Genomic DNA, 14,789 nt, shown 5'->3' on the forward strand with positions numbered 1-14,789 from the left:
ACCTGGAATATCAGGAATTCATTTCAAATATACCTTTGGCAGCGGCATCCTGCAGTCATTCAATCCACGGAGTGACGAACATGAAGGTGCTGATCGTGTATGCCCATCCCGAACCGCGTTCGCTGAACGGCGCGCTGCGCGACTTCGCCGTCGCGCATCTCGAAGCGGCCGGCCACGCGGTGCAGGTGACCGACCTGTATGCAATGAACTGGAAGGCGGCGTTCGATGCGAACGACGTGACCGATCGTGCGCCCGACGCGCGCTTCGATCCGTCGCTCGACTCGAAGCGCGCATTTGCGGCCGGCACGCAAAGCGACGACATCGCGCGCGAGCAGGAGAAGCTGAAGTGGGCCGACGCGGTGATCCTGCAATTCCCGCTGTGGTGGTTCTCGATGCCGGCGATCATGAAGGGCTGGTTCGAGCGTGTGTATGCGTACGGCTTCGCGTACGGCGTTGGCGAGCATTCCGATACGCACTGGGGCGATCGCTACGGCGAAGGCATGTTTGCCGGCAAGCGGGCGATGGTGGTCGTCACGACGGGCGGGTGGGAGTCGCACTACAGCCCGCGTGGCATCAACGGGCCGATCGACGACGTGCTGTTTCCGATCCAGCACGGCGTGCTGTATTACCCGGGGTTCGACGTGCTGCCGCCGTTCGTGATCTACCGGACGGGCAAGATGAACGAAGCGCGCTTCGCCGAAACGCGCGCGGCGCTCGGCCGGCGGCTCGACGATCTGTGGACCACGCAGCCGATTCCGTTCCGGCAGCAGAACACCGGCGACTACGAGATTCCCGCGCTGACGCTGAAGGACGGGATCGCGCCGGGGAAGGTGGGGTTTGCGGCGCATCTGACCGCGTGACGGTTGCCGCGCACGCCGATGCCGTACGGCACGGGCAATCGCCGCCAAACGCAAAACGACCCGCGCAGCCTGCGAGACATCGCGGGCCGCCCGGGTCGGGCAGCTCGCGGCCGTCGGTCACGGCCGCGCTTCACCGCTGCTTACCGGTCGTCGTCGCGAATCGACGACGGATGCCGGCACAGCGCCCGCACTTCCATCTCCATGTACGGAAACAGCGGCAGCTGGCTCAGCAGGTCGTGCAGTTGCTGCACGCTCTCGACGTCGAAGATGCTGACGTTCGCATATTGCCCGGCGATCCGCCACAGATGGCGCCAGACGCCTTCGTTCATCAGCCGCTGGCACATCGCCTTTTCTTCCGCCTTCAGCGTGGCCGCCTTGACCGGATCCATGTCCGCCGGCAGGCGAACGGTCATTTCCACATGAAACAGCATCCTGCACTCCTTGAGTTGTCGATTCGTCGAACGGGAAGGGCGCTCAGGCCTGCGCGCGTGCCCGCTCGACTTCGCTTCCCGGTACGTCCTGCTTTTCCTTGAGCAGCGAGAAATCGAAGTCGATCAGCGCGAACTGCCCGTCGACGCCGTACGGTTTGCCTTCCGCGCCTTCGGCCTGCTTGACCGGCGGGATCAGGCCGTCGCGCGTCGCGAACGCAAAGTCGTCCCACAGATGCGGATCGCCGTCGATGTTGATCTGCGTCGTCAGCTTACGATAACCGTCCGCCGAAACGAAGAAGTGAATGTGCGCCGGGCGATGGCCATGACGGCCGAGCTGGTCGAGCAGTTGCTCGGTCTTGCTGCCCGGCGGCACGCTGTAGCCGACCGGCAGCACGCTGCGGAAGCTGTAGCGGCCGTCGGCGTCGGTGCGGATCGAGCGGCGCAGGTTGAACGCGGGCTGCGACTGGTCGAAGTACGAGTAGTTGCCCAGGTGGTTCGCGTGCCACACCTCGACGAGCGCATTCGCGATCGGTGCGCCGTCCTGGCCGAGCACCTGGCCGCGCATGATCAGCGTCTGGCCCGGATCGGTGCCGTCGTCGAGACGCGCATGGCCGACCGATTCCGGTGCGCCGGCGACATACAGCGGCCCTTCGATCGTGCGCGGCGTGCCGCCCTGGATGCCGGCCTTTTCCTCGGCTTCGTCCATCCGCACGTCGAGGAAGCGCTCGAGGCCGAGGCCCGCGGCGATCAGCCCGAATTCGCGGCCGGCTTCGTTCAGGTAGTTCAGCGCCGTCCAGAATTCGCTCGGCTGCACGTCGAAGTCCTCGATCGTGTAGCAGATGTCCTGCACGATCCGGTTGACGATCGCGCGCACGCGCGGGTTGCCGGGTTTCTCTGCGGCGTCGTCGAAGGTCTTCAGCAGTGCGTCGATGGCTTGCTTGTTCATCTGTGTCTCCGGTTTCGGTTGTCGTGTGGGGATCAGCGGGCGTCGCGTCGCATCCGTTCGATGCGGGCCCAGTCGAAGGTGATGCCGAGGCCGGGCGTCGCCGGCAGATGCAGCTTGAAATCCTCGTAACGCAGCGGCTCGACGAGGATTTCCTCGGTGAGCAGCAGCGGGCCGAACAGTTCGGTGCCCCATTTCAGCGAGTCGAACGTGCTGAACAGTTGCGCGGACGCCATCGTGCCGGCCGCGCCTTCGAGCATCGTGCCGCCGTACAGCTCGATGCCGGCCGCCGCCGCGATCGACGCGACGCTCGCCGCGCCCTGCAGGCCGCCCGATTGCGCGATCTTCACCGCGAACACGTCGGCCGCGCGGTCCTGCGCGAGCGCGAATGCATCGACGGGGCCGTGCAGCGCTTCGTCCGCCATGATCGGCACCTGCGCGAGCTGCGTGAGGCGCTTGAGCCCCGCGCGGTTGGTCGCGGCGATCGGCTGCTCGACGAGGCTCACGCCGGCTTCCGCCAGTCGCGCGCCGGCCCAGATCGCATCGGTTTCGCTCCATGCCTGATTCACGTCGACCCGCACGTCGCCGCGCTCGCCGAGCGCGCGCTTGATCGCGACCACGTGTGCGACGTCGTCGGCGACTGCGTTCGAACCGATCTTCAGCTTGAACGCGCGATGGCGGCGGGCTTCGAGCATCGCTTCGGCTTCCGCGATGTCGCGCTGCGTATCGCCGCTCGCGAGCGTCCACGCGACATCGACCGCATCGACCCGGCGGCCGCCGAACAGCTCCGACAGCGGCACGCCCAGACGCTGCGCCTGCGCGTCGAACAGCGCAGTTTCGATTGCGCACTTCGCGAAACGGTTGCCCTGGAACAGCTTGCGCGCGCGCGCCAGCGCGGCGCCCGGACGCGTCGCGTCCATGCCCTGCAGCAGCGGCGCAAAGTACGTGTCGATGTTGACCTTGATGCTTTCGGGGCTCTCCTCGCCGTACGCGAGACCGCCGATGGTCGTCGCCTCGCCGACGCCTTCGATACCGTCCGTGCATCGAACACGGACCAGCACGAGGGTCTGGCAATTCATCGTCGCGACCGACAATTTGTGGGGCCTGATCGTCGGCACGTCGACGAGGATCGTCTCGATGCGTTCGATGGTGGCGGCAGTTGCTATCATGCGATTCCTCCTGTTGGTGCACATGGTAGGAATTCCCGCACCGCGTCGTCCAACACTCTTTCCGACTACTTCCATACCTTTGGGGCATGAAATGGAATTGCGTCAGCTCCGCTACTTCATCGCCGTTGCCGAGGAAATGAACATCACGCGGGCGGCGGAGCGGCTGCACATGACGCAGCCGCCGCTGAGCCGCCAGCTCCAGGCGATCGAGGACGAGATCGGCTTGCCGCTGTTCGAGCGCGGCGCGCGGCCGCTGAAACTGACCGATGCGGGGCGCGTGTTCTATGCGCAGGCGAAGCGCCTCGTCGACCAGGCCGACGAGCTCGGCCCGCTGACGCGGCGGCTCGCGCAGCTGTCGGAGCGGATCGTGATCGGTTTCGTGCCGTCGACGCTGTATGGTGCGCTGCCGGACGTGATCCGCGCGTTTCGCGAGGCGCAGCCGGACGTCGAGCTGTCGCTGATCGAAATGTTCACGCTCGAACAGCTCGGCGCGCTGAAGGGCGGGCGGATCGACGTCGGGTTCGGCCGGCTGCGCTTCGACGACGATCAACTGGTGCGCGAGGCGCTGATCGAGGAAAAGCTGATCGCGGCGCTGCCGGTCGGGCATCCGCTCGCCGATCCGGACCGGCCGCTGACGCTCGCGGATATCGCGAACGAGACGATGATCGTCTACCCGAGCACACCGCGACCGAGCTTCGCCGACCAGCAACTGTCGGCACTGCGCGACGGCGCGGTCGTGCCGGCGGCCGTTCACGAGGTGCGCGAGCTGCAGACGGCGCTCGGGCTCGTCGCCGCGCAGGTGGGCGTGTCGCTGGTGCCGGAGAGCGTGGAGGGCGTGCGGGTGAGGGGCGTCGTCTACCGGCGGCTGCCGGAGCCGGCCGCGACGTCGCCGATCATCATGAGCCGCCGGCTGCATGGCGAAAGCGCGGCTACGGCGGCGTTCTGCGCGATTGCGCGGGAGATGATCGTGCCGGCGGCGTAGCGGTAACGGCCGACGTCGACGCAATAAATCGCAACTAACGGTCTGTTTCCGCGCGCACCGCCGAATTCGGCGAGGGTGGCGCGATGACATACCGTTCCGGCTTCCGTCGCAGCCGGCCGGCAAGCCGTCGCGCGGCGTGCCAGGCGAACGGTAACGGCTACCGCTTCCCGTCGAGCGTTTCCGACGGCGATTCGCCGAATTTTTCCCGATACGCGATCGCGAACCGCCCGAGGTGCGTAAACCCGCAATCGAGCGCGACATCGGCGATCCGCCGGTCGGACGCCGTGCCGCGCAGCAACTCTCGCGCATGGTCGAGCCGTGTCGCGCGCAGGTATTGCATCGGGCTCATCCCGCGGAATTGCAGGAATGCGTCGCGCAGCGTCCGTTCGGGCACGTTGGCGGCCTGGACGATATCGGCGAGCTGCAGCGGCTGCGCGTAGTGCGCGTTCACGAACTCCTGCGCGCGTCGCACGAAGCCCGGCGCCGGGTCGCGGTGCGACGCTTGCAGCACCGATGGCGGATGGCCTTCGATCAGCAGGTCGATCAGCAAGTGCTCGAGCTGCGACGCGACACGCGGGTTCGCATTCGCCCGTTCGAGCAGTTCGGGCGACCGTGCGACGAGCATCAACTGCTGGCGCCACGCGGCGAGTGCGGCGTCGCTGATGTGCAGCACGGGGTCGAGGGTCGCGCGCGGGTCGCCGGTCAGCGAACCGACGGTTGCCGCGTCGATGCGCAGCACGAACTGCTCGCAGTCGGCGGACAGCACCGCGTCGAAGGGCTCGCCTGGGGCGCACAGCACGCCGGTCTGGCCGTCGACGCCGAGTTGCCGCCCCATCGCGCGTACGTCGGCATGCCCGGACAGGCAGAACATCAGCAGGTAATAGCCGTCGACCGCGTCGACCTGCACGCGCATCGCGTCGCCGAACGCGATCGCGCCGATCCCGAGCCCGCCGAGCCTGACGAAATCCATGTGCGACGCACCGTGCACGCGGCCGTTCGGCAGCAGTGCATGCGGCTGCATCACGCGCGAGATGCGCTCGCGCGTCTCGTCGAGATCGCGGGATTCGAACAGCCGGTGCGCGCGCAGCGCGAGCGGCTCGAACGACGTTGGGGACATGGGCCTCAGCCTTGGTATGGGCGACGTGCGCTTCGATCCGACGAATGGGTCGCGATCGTGCGCCGGGTCGCGTGTGCCGCCATGCTAGCGCAGAAATCCGCCGAAAGTGGATATTGCACCGCCGCAATCGCACTTTCCGGATAGACGGCGAATATTAGCTTTTCAAAAATCGGCTCCATGCATTCAACGCAACGGATCGACAAGGAGTCCGACATGGAGCAGACAGAATCGCCCGTCGTTTTCGCCGCACGCGGCGACGTATCCGACGTGACCTTTCCGCACGACGACGGCTCGCGCGTGCCATACAAGGTGTTCAGCTCGCGTGCGGTCTACGATCGCGAGCAGGAACGCATTTTCCGCGGGCCGACGTGGAACTTCGTCGCGCTCGAAGCCGAAATCCCGAAGGCCGGCGACTTCAAGAGCACGTTCGTCGGCGACACGCCGGTGGTCGTCACGCGCACCGAGGACGGCACGCTCTCGGCGTGGGTGAACCGCTGCGCGCACCGCGGCGCGCAGGTGTGCCGCAAGTCGCGCGGCAACGCGAGCTCGCATACGTGCGTGTATCACCAGTGGAGCTTCGACAACCAGGGCAACCTGCTCGGCGTGCCGTTCCGGCGCGGCCAGAAGGGGATGACCGGGATGCCGGCCGACTTCGACCCGAAGCAGCACGGGCTGCGCCAGCTGCGCGTCGACAGCTATCGCGGGCTCGTGTTCGCGAGCTTCAGCGACGAGGTCGCGCCGCTGCCCGAGTATCTCGGCGAGCAGATGCGCCCGTGGATCGACCGCATTTTCCACAAGCCGATCGAGTATCTCGGTTGTACGCGCCAGTATTCGAAGTCGAACTGGAAGCTGTACATGGAGAACGTGAAGGACCCGTATCACGCGAGCATGCTGCACCTGTTCCATACGACCTTCAACATCTTCCGCGTCGGGATGAAGGCGCGCTCGATTCCGGATGCAAACCACGGCCTGCACAGCATCATCACGGTGACGAAGACGAACGACGACACGTCGGCCGCGTACAAGCAGCAGAACATCCGTTCGTTCGACGAGGGCTTCCACCTCGAGGACGAATCGATCCTCGATCTCGTGTCGGAATACGACGAGGATTGCACGAACCATATCCAGCCGATCTTCCCGCAGCTCGTGATCCAGCAGATCCACAACACGCTGGTCGCACGGCAGATCCTGCCGAAAGGCCCCGACAACTTCGAGCTGATCTTCCACTTCTTCGGTTACGCGGACGACACGCCCGAACTGCGCGCGCTGCGCATCAAGCAGGCGAACCTCGTCGGGCCGGCCGGCTACATCTCGATGGAAGACACGGAAGCAACCGAGCTCGTGCAGCGCGGCACGGTGCGCGATGCCGATGCGACGTCGGTGATCGAGATGTCGCGCGGCAATCCGGACCAGCAGGACACGGTGATCACCGAGAGCCTGATCCGCAAGTTCTGGGTCGGCTACCAGAAGCTGATGGGCTATTGAGGCGGGAGCGAAAAATGACGGAAGACATGAAGACGTGGTTCGAGATTTACATGCTCCAGAACCGCTATATCGGGCACCTCGACAACGACCGGCTCGAACACTGGCCGGAGATGTTCACCGAGGACTGCCTGTACGAAATCGTGCCGAAGGAAAACGCCGATCTCGGGCTGCCGGTCGGGATCGTCCACTGCACGAACCAGCGGATGCTGCGCGACCGCGTGGTGTCGCTGCGGCACGCGAACATCTACGAAGAGCACACGTACCGGCACATGACGTCGGGCCTGACGATCGTCGCCGAGCGCGACGGCGAGATCGATACCGAGAGCAACTACGTCGTCGTGCAGACGCGCAGCAACGGCGAATCGAACGTGTATCAGGCCGGCAAGTACTACGACACGGTCGTGCGCACGCCCGACGGGCTGCGCTACAAGACCAAGCGGGTGATCTACGACACGTCGCGCGTGCAGACGCTGCTCGCGACGCCGATCTGACGAAGCAAGGAACAGACATGACCGAAGCAACGCTGGCCGAGTGGCATCCGCTCGGCGCTTTCGACGAATTCTCCGAGGACGAACCGGCGGCGCGCGTCGCCGGCCAGAAGCCGATCGCCATATTCCGGATCGGCGACGAACTGTTTGCGATGCACGACCTCTGTACGCACGGCCATGCGCGGCTGTCTGAAGGCTACGTGGAGGACGGCTGTGTCGAATGTCCGCTGCATCAGGGGCTGATCGACATCCGCACCGGTGCGCCGAAATGCGCGCCGATCACGGAGCCGGTGCGGACCTATCCGATCCGGATCGTCGACGGCCAGGTGGAAGTCAATGTCGGCTGATCCGTTCGTGATCGTCGGCGCCGGCCACGCGGCGCGGCGCACGGCCGAAGCGCTGCGCGAACGCGACGCGGCGGCGCGCATCGTGATGATCGGCGCGGAGCGCGTACTGCCGTACGACCGGCCCGCGCTGTCGAAGGACGCGCTGCTGACGGACGGCGGCGAGCAGCGCGCGTTCGTGCGCGATGCGGCGTGGTACGACGCGCAACGCATCGAGCTGCGGCTCGGTACGCGCGTCGATGCGATCGAACGTGCTGCGCAGCGGGTGCGGCTCGACGACGGCACGACGTTGCCGTACGCACGGCTCGTGCTCGCGACGGGTTCGCGCGTGCGCACGTTCGGCGGTGCAATCGACGAAGGCGTCGTGCCGCACTACGTCCGCACGGTGGACGATGCGCGTGCATTGCGTGCGCAACTTGCTCCGGGTCGTCGCGTGGCGGTGCTCGGCGGCGGTTTCATCGGGCTGGAGGTCGCGGCGGCGGCACGCCAGCTTGGTTGCGACGTGACGGTGATCGATCCGGCGCCGCGTTTGCTGCAGCGTGCGTTGCCGGACGTGGTTGGCGCATATGCGCGCCAGTTGCACGATGCGCGCGGCGTGGTGTTCCAGATGGCGACGCTGCCCAGCGCGATCCGTCGCGCACCGGGCGGCGGCGCGATCGTCGAGACCGATCGCGGTGACGTGCAGGCCGACATCGTCGTGGTCGGTATCGGCGTGGTGCCGAACATCGAGCTGGCGCAGGCGGCCGGGCTCGACGTCGACAACGGGATCCGCGTCGATGCGGGCTGCCGCACGGCCGATCCGGCGATCTTCGCGGCGGGCGAGGTGACGATGCACTTCAATCCGCTGCTCGGGCGTCACGTGCGGATCGAGTCGTGGCAGGTGGCCGAAAACCAGCCGGCCGTCGCGGCCGCGAACCTGCTCGGCGCCGACGACACCTATGCCGAGCTGCCGTGGCTGTGGTCCGATCAGTACGATTGCAACCTGCAGATGCTCGGGCTGTTCGGCAGCGAACGCACGATCGTCGTGCGCGGCGATCCGGCGAGCGGGCCATTCACGGTGTTCGGGCTCGGCGGCGACGGCAGGATCGTCGCGGTGGCCGCGGCGAACCTCGGGCGCGACATCGGCGCGTCGCGCCGCCTGATCGCGGCAGGGGCGGTGCCCGATCCGGTGAAGCTGGCCGATCCGGCGGTGAACCTGAAGTCGTTCATGTAGCAACGGGATGCGCGGCGCGTGCGCCGTGCATCCCGACTCCGCCTGCGCGTTTGTCGGCCGCGGCGAAATCGGGGATATTAGCGGCATCGCCGATCCGCCGGTCCTCCATGACGCCCGACAAAGCTCTCGAACTGAAACGCAGCAAGCGCCGCGCCCTGTGGCTGCTGCTGGCCGCCGTCGCGGTGTTCGTCACGACGATCCTGCTGCCGCGCGGCCCGTGGGTCGACGGCGTCAAGGCCGTGGCCGAAGCCGCAATGGTCGGCGCGCTCGCCGACTGGTTCGCGGTCGTCGCGCTGTTCCGCCGCGTGCCGATCCCGTTCGTGTCGCGCCATACCGAGATCATTCCGAAGAACAAGGACAAGATCGCCGACAACCTCGCGGTGTTCGTGCGCGAGAAATTCCTCGGTCCCGACGCGCTCGCCGCGCAGATCCGCCAGCACGATCCCGCGCGGAAACTCGGCGCATGGCTCGGCGAACCCGCGAACACCGATGCGCTCGGCGGCTACGTGACGAAGCTGATGAGCTTCGCGCTCGACATGACCGACGACGCGCGGATCCAGTCGTTCGTGCACGATGCGTTTCGCGCGGTGATCGACCGGGTCGACCTGTCGCAATCGGCCGGCGCGATTCTCGACACGCTGACGAAGGACGGCCGCCACCAGGTGCTGCTCGACGACGCGATCGAACAGGTGGTCGACGTGCTCGACAAGGAAGAGAACCGCGAGGTGATCGCGGGCTTCATCGTCGATTGGCTGAAGACGCAGTATCCGAAGGTCGAGAAGATCATGCCGACGCAGTGGTTCGGCGAGAACGGCGCGCGGATGCTCGCGAGCGCGGTGAGCCGTGTGCTCGAAGGCGTGGCGGCCGACCCCGAGCACGAGTTGCGGCAACGTTTCGACCGGACGGTCGTGCGGCTGACCGAGCGGCTGAAGCACGATCCCGCATTCATCGCGAAGGGCGAGGAGATCAGGCGCTATATCCGCGACGGCGATGCATTCAACGAATATGTGCGCGACCTGTGGGACCAGTTGCGCGCGTGGCTGAAGGCCGATCTCGCGCGTACCGATTCGGCGCTGCACCGGCAGGCCGCGACGCTCGGCGGCTGGCTCGGCGCGCGGCTCGCCGAGAGCCCGGCACTGCGCGCGTCGCTGAACGAACACGTCGAGCGCGCCGTACACGAGATGGCGCCGGATTTCGCCGATTTCCTGATGCGCCATATTCGCGACACGGTGCGCAACTGGGATGCGCGAGAGATGTCGCGTCAAATCGAGCTGAACATCGGCAAGGATCTGCAATACATCCGCATCAACGGTACGCTGGTCGGCGGGCTGATCGGGCTCGGGCTGTATCTGGTGTCGCTGGTGCCGCGCTGGGCGGCCGGCTGGCTGCATTGACGCGGCCGGAGGCATCGCGCGCTGCGAGCGACACCGGCCACGCGTGCATCACGCGTGCGCTTTCGAGCCGTGCAGCTGCAGGCCGAGCGCCTTGATGACCTTCAGGATCGTGCCGAAGCTCGGGTTGCCGTCGTGCGACAGCGCCTTGTACAGCCCTTCGCGCGACAGCCCCGCATCGCGCGCGACCTGCGACATGCCGCGTGCACGGGCGATCACGCCTAGCGCGTGCGCGATGAAGGCTGGATCGTCGCCGGCCTCCTGCAGGCACGCGTCGAAGTAGTCGGCCATGTCGTCTTCGGTTTTCAGGTGTTCGGCCGAATCCCACGGCCGGGTCTTGATCTTGTCCATCGATCACTCCATGTCGAGGTGCGCAAGCATCGCGTGTGCGGCGCGGATGTCGGCCTGTTGCGTCGATTTATCGCCGCCGCAGAGCAGGATCACCCAGCGCATTCCACGCCGGACGTAGTAGACGCGATAGCCGGGCCCGTGATCGATGCGCATTTCGACGATGGGCGAGCCGGCGGATTTCCAGTCGCCCGGATTGCCCATCGAGAGGCGGTCGATGCGCGCCTGGATGCGGCGCCTGGCGATGCGATCGGACAGGCCGGCAAACCAGGCGTCGAAGACGGCGGTGGTCCGGACGCTGAACGTAGGCGCACTGTAGGGCACCGATTGCAGTATGTCAACCATGGTTCACATGCGAGGAGGCGGGTGGCGGGTTGTTTCGTGGCTGCTACGGTAGGGCCGCCCGCTTCGTTTGTGTGTGGATTGGCCATCCGGCCGAAGCCGGAATTCCGCGAATCCGTCTACAATCAAAAACGTCTTTGCCGCCCGTGCGCGTTTGCCGCGCGCGGGCGGATCCGTTCGTTCTCCGGTATGGCCGGAGGCGCCGCGGCGCATTGCAAGCGCGTATTGCGCGGCGGGAAGTGCCGTGGTTTGTGTCCAGTAGGTCAGCGTCCGCGTGCCGTAGGCCGGCGCGCGTTATGAACGCCGCGTGTCCGTAGGCCGGGCAGGCGGCATAACCGAGAGTCCCCCATGAAAGCATCGGATCTGTTCGTGAAGGCGCTGGAAGCCGAAGGCGTCGAGTACGTGTTCGGTATTCCCGGCGAAGAAAACCTCGATCTGCTCGAATCGCTGCGGCGATCGAAGATCAAGCTCGTGCTGACCCGGCACGAGCAGGCGGCCGGGTTCATGGCCGCCACCTACGGCCGCCTGACGGGCCGCACCGGCGTGTGTCTCGCAACGCTCGGGCCCGGCGCGACGAACTTCGTCACGGCCGCCGCGTATGCGCAGCTCGGCGGCATGCCGATGCTGATGATCACCGGGCAGAAGCCGATCAAGTCCAGCAAGCAGGGCCACTTCCAGATCGTCGACGTGGTCGACATGATGCAGCCGCTCACGAAGCTCACGCGGCAGATCGTGTCGATCGGCAACATCCCGTCGGCCGTGCGCGAGGCGTTCCGCCGCGCGGAGGAGGAGCGCCCGGGTGCCACGCACCTCGAACTGCCGGAAGACATCGCGCACGAGGAGGGCGACGGCAAGCCGATCCCGCGCAGCTACAGCCGGCGGCCGGTGGCCGAGGAGAAGGCGGTCGCGCATGCGGTCGACGCGATCCAGGCCGCGCGCCATCCGCTCTTGATGATCGGCGCGGGCGGCAACCGCAAGACCACCTGCAAGATGCTGCTCGAATTCGTCGACAAGACGGGCATCCCGTTCTTCACGACGCAGATGGGCAAGGGCGTGATCGACGAGACGCATCCGCTGTGGCTCGGCAACGCGACGCTGTCCGATGGCGACTTCGTGCACCGCGCGATCGAGCATGCGGACTGCATCATCAACGTCGGCCACGACGTGATCGAGAAGCCGCCGTTCTTCATGCGCACCGACGACAAGACGGTGATTCACGTGAACTTCCTCGGCGCGCAGGTCGATCCCGTCTATTTCCCGCAGATCGAGGTGGTCGGCGACATCGCGAACGCGGTGTGGCAGATGAAGGAGGCCGTGTCGCCGCAGCCGCACTGGGATTTCGCGCGCTTCGCAATGATCAAGGAGCACTTCGACGCGCACCTGGAGAAGGGCCAGCACGACCCGCGCTTCCCGATGTATCCGGTGCGCATCGTCAACGACCTGTACAACGCCATGCCGGTCGACGGCATCGTCTGTCTCGACAACGGGATGTACAAGATCTGGTTCGCGCGCTACTGGCGTGCGCACGAGCCGAACTCGCTGCTGCTCGACAACGCGCTCGCGTCGATGGGCGCGGGCCTGCCGTCGGCGATCGCGACGAAGATCGTGCATCCGCAGCGCAAGGTGATCGCCGTGTGTGGCGACGGCGGCTTCATGATGAATTCGCAGGAGCTCGAAACGGCCGTGCGGCTGAAGCTCGACATCGTCGTGATGATCCTGCGCGACGACGCGTTCGGGATGATCCGCTGGAAGCAGGAGAACATGAATTTCCCCGATTACGCGATGACGCTGCAGAACCCCGATTTCGTCGCGTATGCGCAAAGCTATGGCGCGCACGGGCACCGCGTCGAATCGGCCGACGATCTCGAGCCGCTGCTGCGCGAGTGCTTCTCGTCGCCGGGTGTGCACGTGATCGACGTGCCGATCGACTATTCGGACAACGAGCGCGTGCTGAACCGCGAGATCAAGCGTCTGTCGGCGCAACTCTGAAATCCCCGTTCACAGGAAGGAGTCGTTCCATGTTGAAGGAAACCTATCCGTACTACCTCGCCAACGAAGCCGTCTACGCGAATACCGATCTGGAGGTGACGGACAAGTTCAGCGGCAAGGTCGCGACGCGCGTCGCGCTGGCCGACGCGAAGGCGATCGATGCGGCGATCGCCGCGGCGGTCGACGCGGCGAAGCCGATGCGCGAGATGCCGGCCTACAAGCGGCAGGCCGTGCTCGACCATTGCGTCGCGCGCTTTCGCGAGCGCTTCGACGAGCTGGCCGAGGCGCTGTGCATCGAGGCCGGCAAGCCGATCAACGATTCGAAGGGCGAAGTCACGCGGTTGATCGATACGTTCCGCGTCGCGTCCGAGGAATCGGTGCGCATCGACGGCGAGATCATCAACCTCGAGATCTCCGCGCGTGCGCAGGGCTATACGGGCTACACGAAGCGCGTGCCGGTCGGCCCGTGCTCGTTCATCTCGCCGTTCAATTTTCCGCTGAACCTCGCCGCGCACAAGGTCGCGCCGGCGCTCGCGGCGGGCTGCCCGTTCGTGCTGAAGCCCGCGAGCCGCACGCCGATCGGCGCGCTGATCATCGGCGAGGTGCTCGCGGAAACCGACTTGCCGAAGGGCGCGTTTTCGGTGCTGCCCGCACATCGCGACGGCGCCGACCTGTTCACGACCGACGAGCGCTTCAAGCTGCTGTCGTTCACGGGTTCGCCGGCCGTCGGCTGGGCGCTGAAGGAGAAGGCCGGCAAGAAGAAAGTCGTACTGGAACTCGGCGGCAACGCGGCCGCGATCGTCGATGCGGACCAGTGCGACCGGCTCGACTACGTGGTCGAGCGTCTCGCGTTCGGCGCGTACTACCAGTCGGGCCAGAGCTGCATCGGCGTGCAGCGGATCCTCGTGCATGCGGATCTTTACGACGCGCTGCGCGAGAAGCTGATCGCGAAGACGCGTTCGCTGAAGATGGGCGATCCGAAGGATCCGTCGACGTTCGTCGGCCCGATGATCTCCGAATCCGAATCGCGCCGGCTGTCGGGCTGGATGGATGCGGCCGTCGCGGCGGGCGCGAAGATCGTCGCGGGTGGCAAGGTCGATGGCGCGATGTTCGAGGCGACGCTGCTCGAGAACGTCGGGCATGAGCAGGACCTGTACCGGAAGGAGGCGTTCGGCCCCGTTGCGATCCTCGAGAAGTTCGAGCGCTTCGACGATGCGCTCGCGCGCGTGAACGACAGCGACTTCGGGCTGCAGGCCGGCGTGTTTACCGATTCGCTCACGCATGCGCAGCGTGCGTGGGACGAACTGGAGGTCGGCGGCGTCGTGATCAACGACGTGCCGTCGTTCCGCGTCGACAACATGCCGTATGGCGGCGTGAAGGATTCAGGCCTCGGCCGCGAAGGGATCCGCTACGCGATCGAGGACATGACCGAACCGCGGCTGATGGTCGTGCGGCGCCGATAACGCGCGCGGGTGCGCGGCACGGAGCCGCGACGGCACGCAGGCGGGCGATCGGGCCGGCCTGCGTGCCGTTTTTCATCGTGGCGTGCGCATCGGGCCGACGCAGCTCGCGCGTCCCCCCCGCGCGGTGGCCCGCCGGCCGCGCGCTCGACTGCGAGCCTCGCCTCGTGATGTAATCGCGCCAAACTGCCGACCGGGGTACGACGCCGGAAAGCGCGAATTCATTC

Annotated in this window: 15 protein-coding genes; 9 read left to right on the forward strand and 6 right to left on the reverse strand. The window is 66.4% G+C overall.

The window, feature by feature from the left end:
- Positions 1-80 precede the first annotated feature (80 nt).
- On the forward strand, positions 81-860 hold the full coding sequence (locus OHZ10_RS22925) for an NAD(P)H-dependent oxidoreductase (protein WP_174993103.1): 780 nt from the start codon (positions 81-83) through the stop codon (positions 858-860).
- A gap of 140 nt (positions 861-1,000) precedes the next feature.
- Here the strand turns inward: OHZ10_RS22925 and catC are convergent, their stop codons facing one another.
- From catC to OHZ10_RS22940, 3 genes are read right to left on the reverse strand one after another with little or no spacing between them, the layout of a single operon-like run.
- Positions 1,001-1,291 carry a muconolactone Delta-isomerase gene (gene catC, locus OHZ10_RS22930; protein WP_059237400.1) on the reverse strand — a complete coding sequence of 97 codons (291 nt, stop codon included), beginning with the start codon at positions 1,289-1,291 and terminating at the stop codon, positions 1,001-1,003.
- A 43-nt stretch (positions 1,292-1,334) separates the two neighbouring features.
- On the reverse strand, positions 1,335-2,237 hold the full coding sequence (gene catA, locus OHZ10_RS22935) for a catechol 1,2-dioxygenase (protein ID WP_059237399.1): 903 nt from the start codon (positions 2,235-2,237) through the stop codon (positions 1,335-1,337).
- A gap of 32 nt (positions 2,238-2,269) precedes the next feature.
- Positions 2,270-3,403 carry a muconate/chloromuconate family cycloisomerase gene (locus OHZ10_RS22940; RefSeq protein WP_059237398.1) on the reverse strand — a complete coding sequence of 378 codons (1,134 nt, stop codon included), beginning with the start codon at positions 3,401-3,403 and terminating at the stop codon, positions 2,270-2,272.
- A 91-nt stretch (positions 3,404-3,494) separates the two neighbouring features.
- On the opposite strand from OHZ10_RS22940, the gene OHZ10_RS22945 reads away from it, so the two are divergent.
- Positions 3,495-4,385, forward strand: coding sequence for a LysR family transcriptional regulator (locus tag OHZ10_RS22945; RefSeq protein ID WP_059237397.1), 891 nt, complete (start codon positions 3,495-3,497; stop codon positions 4,383-4,385).
- A 157-nt stretch (positions 4,386-4,542) separates the two neighbouring features.
- Here the strand turns inward: OHZ10_RS22945 and andR are convergent, their stop codons facing one another.
- A complete protein-coding gene (andR, locus tag OHZ10_RS22950) occupies positions 4,543-5,502 on the reverse strand; it encodes an anthranilate 1,2-dioxygenase regulatory protein AndR (protein ID WP_059237396.1) in 960 nt (319 codons plus the stop codon).
- Between the two features lie 213 nt (positions 5,503-5,715).
- Here andR and andAc point away from each other — a divergent pair, with 213 nt between their 5' ends.
- The 5 genes from andAc to OHZ10_RS22975 all read left to right on the forward strand — a co-directional run bounded on the left by andAc (position 5,716) and on the right by OHZ10_RS22975 (position 10,426).
- Positions 5,716-6,987 carry an anthranilate 1,2-dioxygenase large subunit AndAc gene (gene andAc / locus OHZ10_RS22955; RefSeq protein WP_342705849.1) on the forward strand — a complete coding sequence of 424 codons (1,272 nt, stop codon included), beginning with the start codon at positions 5,716-5,718 and terminating at the stop codon, positions 6,985-6,987.
- A gap of 14 nt (positions 6,988-7,001) precedes the next feature.
- The gene (gene andAd / locus OHZ10_RS22960) at positions 7,002-7,478 is read left to right on the forward strand and encodes an anthranilate 1,2-dioxygenase small subunit AndAd (protein WP_059237395.1); all 477 of its coding nucleotides are present in this window, start codon (positions 7,002-7,004) and stop codon (positions 7,476-7,478) included.
- 17 nt (positions 7,479-7,495) lie between these two features.
- Positions 7,496-7,822, forward strand: coding sequence for an anthranilate 1,2-dioxygenase ferredoxin subunit AndAb (andAb, locus tag OHZ10_RS22965; RefSeq protein WP_059237394.1), 327 nt, complete (start codon positions 7,496-7,498; stop codon positions 7,820-7,822).
- On the forward strand, positions 7,812-9,032 hold the full coding sequence (gene andAa, locus OHZ10_RS22970; RefSeq protein WP_342705850.1) for an anthranilate 1,2-dioxygenase system ferredoxin--NAD(+) reductase: 1,221 nt from the start codon (positions 7,812-7,814) through the stop codon (positions 9,030-9,032). The genes andAb and andAa overlap by 11 nt, the downstream gene beginning before the upstream one ends.
- 107 nt (positions 9,033-9,139) lie before the next feature.
- Positions 9,140-10,426 (forward strand): DUF445 domain-containing protein, encoded by a 1,287-nt coding sequence (locus tag OHZ10_RS22975; RefSeq protein ID WP_342705851.1) that lies wholly within the window; start codon positions 9,140-9,142, stop codon positions 10,424-10,426.
- 48 nt (positions 10,427-10,474) lie between these two features.
- On the opposite strand, the gene OHZ10_RS22980 is transcribed toward OHZ10_RS22975, so the two are convergent.
- The gene (locus tag OHZ10_RS22980; RefSeq protein ID WP_009692881.1) at positions 10,475-10,774 is read right to left on the reverse strand and encodes an addiction module antidote protein; all 300 of its coding nucleotides are present in this window, start codon (positions 10,772-10,774) and stop codon (positions 10,475-10,477) included.
- A gap of 3 nt (positions 10,775-10,777) precedes the next feature.
- The gene (locus tag OHZ10_RS22985; protein ID WP_059237391.1) at positions 10,778-11,116 is read right to left on the reverse strand and encodes a type II toxin-antitoxin system RelE/ParE family toxin; all 339 of its coding nucleotides are present in this window, start codon (positions 11,114-11,116) and stop codon (positions 10,778-10,780) included.
- A gap of 345 nt (positions 11,117-11,461) precedes the next feature.
- Here OHZ10_RS22985 and OHZ10_RS22990 point away from each other — a divergent pair, with 345 nt between their 5' ends.
- Together OHZ10_RS22990 and OHZ10_RS22995 are read left to right on the forward strand one after the other, a co-directional pair.
- On the forward strand, positions 11,462-13,102 hold the full coding sequence (locus tag OHZ10_RS22990; RefSeq protein ID WP_174993107.1) for an acetolactate synthase large subunit: 1,641 nt from the start codon (positions 11,462-11,464) through the stop codon (positions 13,100-13,102).
- Positions 13,103-13,131: 29 nt separating this feature from the next.
- Positions 13,132-14,565: an aldehyde dehydrogenase family protein gene (locus OHZ10_RS22995; RefSeq protein WP_342705852.1), complete on the forward strand. Its 1,434-nt coding sequence runs from the start codon at positions 13,132-13,134 to the stop codon at positions 14,563-14,565.
- The last annotated feature ends 224 nt before the right edge of the window (positions 14,566-14,789 follow it).

It is taken from the genome of Burkholderia arboris (genome assembly GCF_038723655.1).
Taxonomy (GTDB): domain Bacteria; phylum Pseudomonadota; class Gammaproteobacteria; order Burkholderiales; family Burkholderiaceae; genus Burkholderia; species Burkholderia arboris.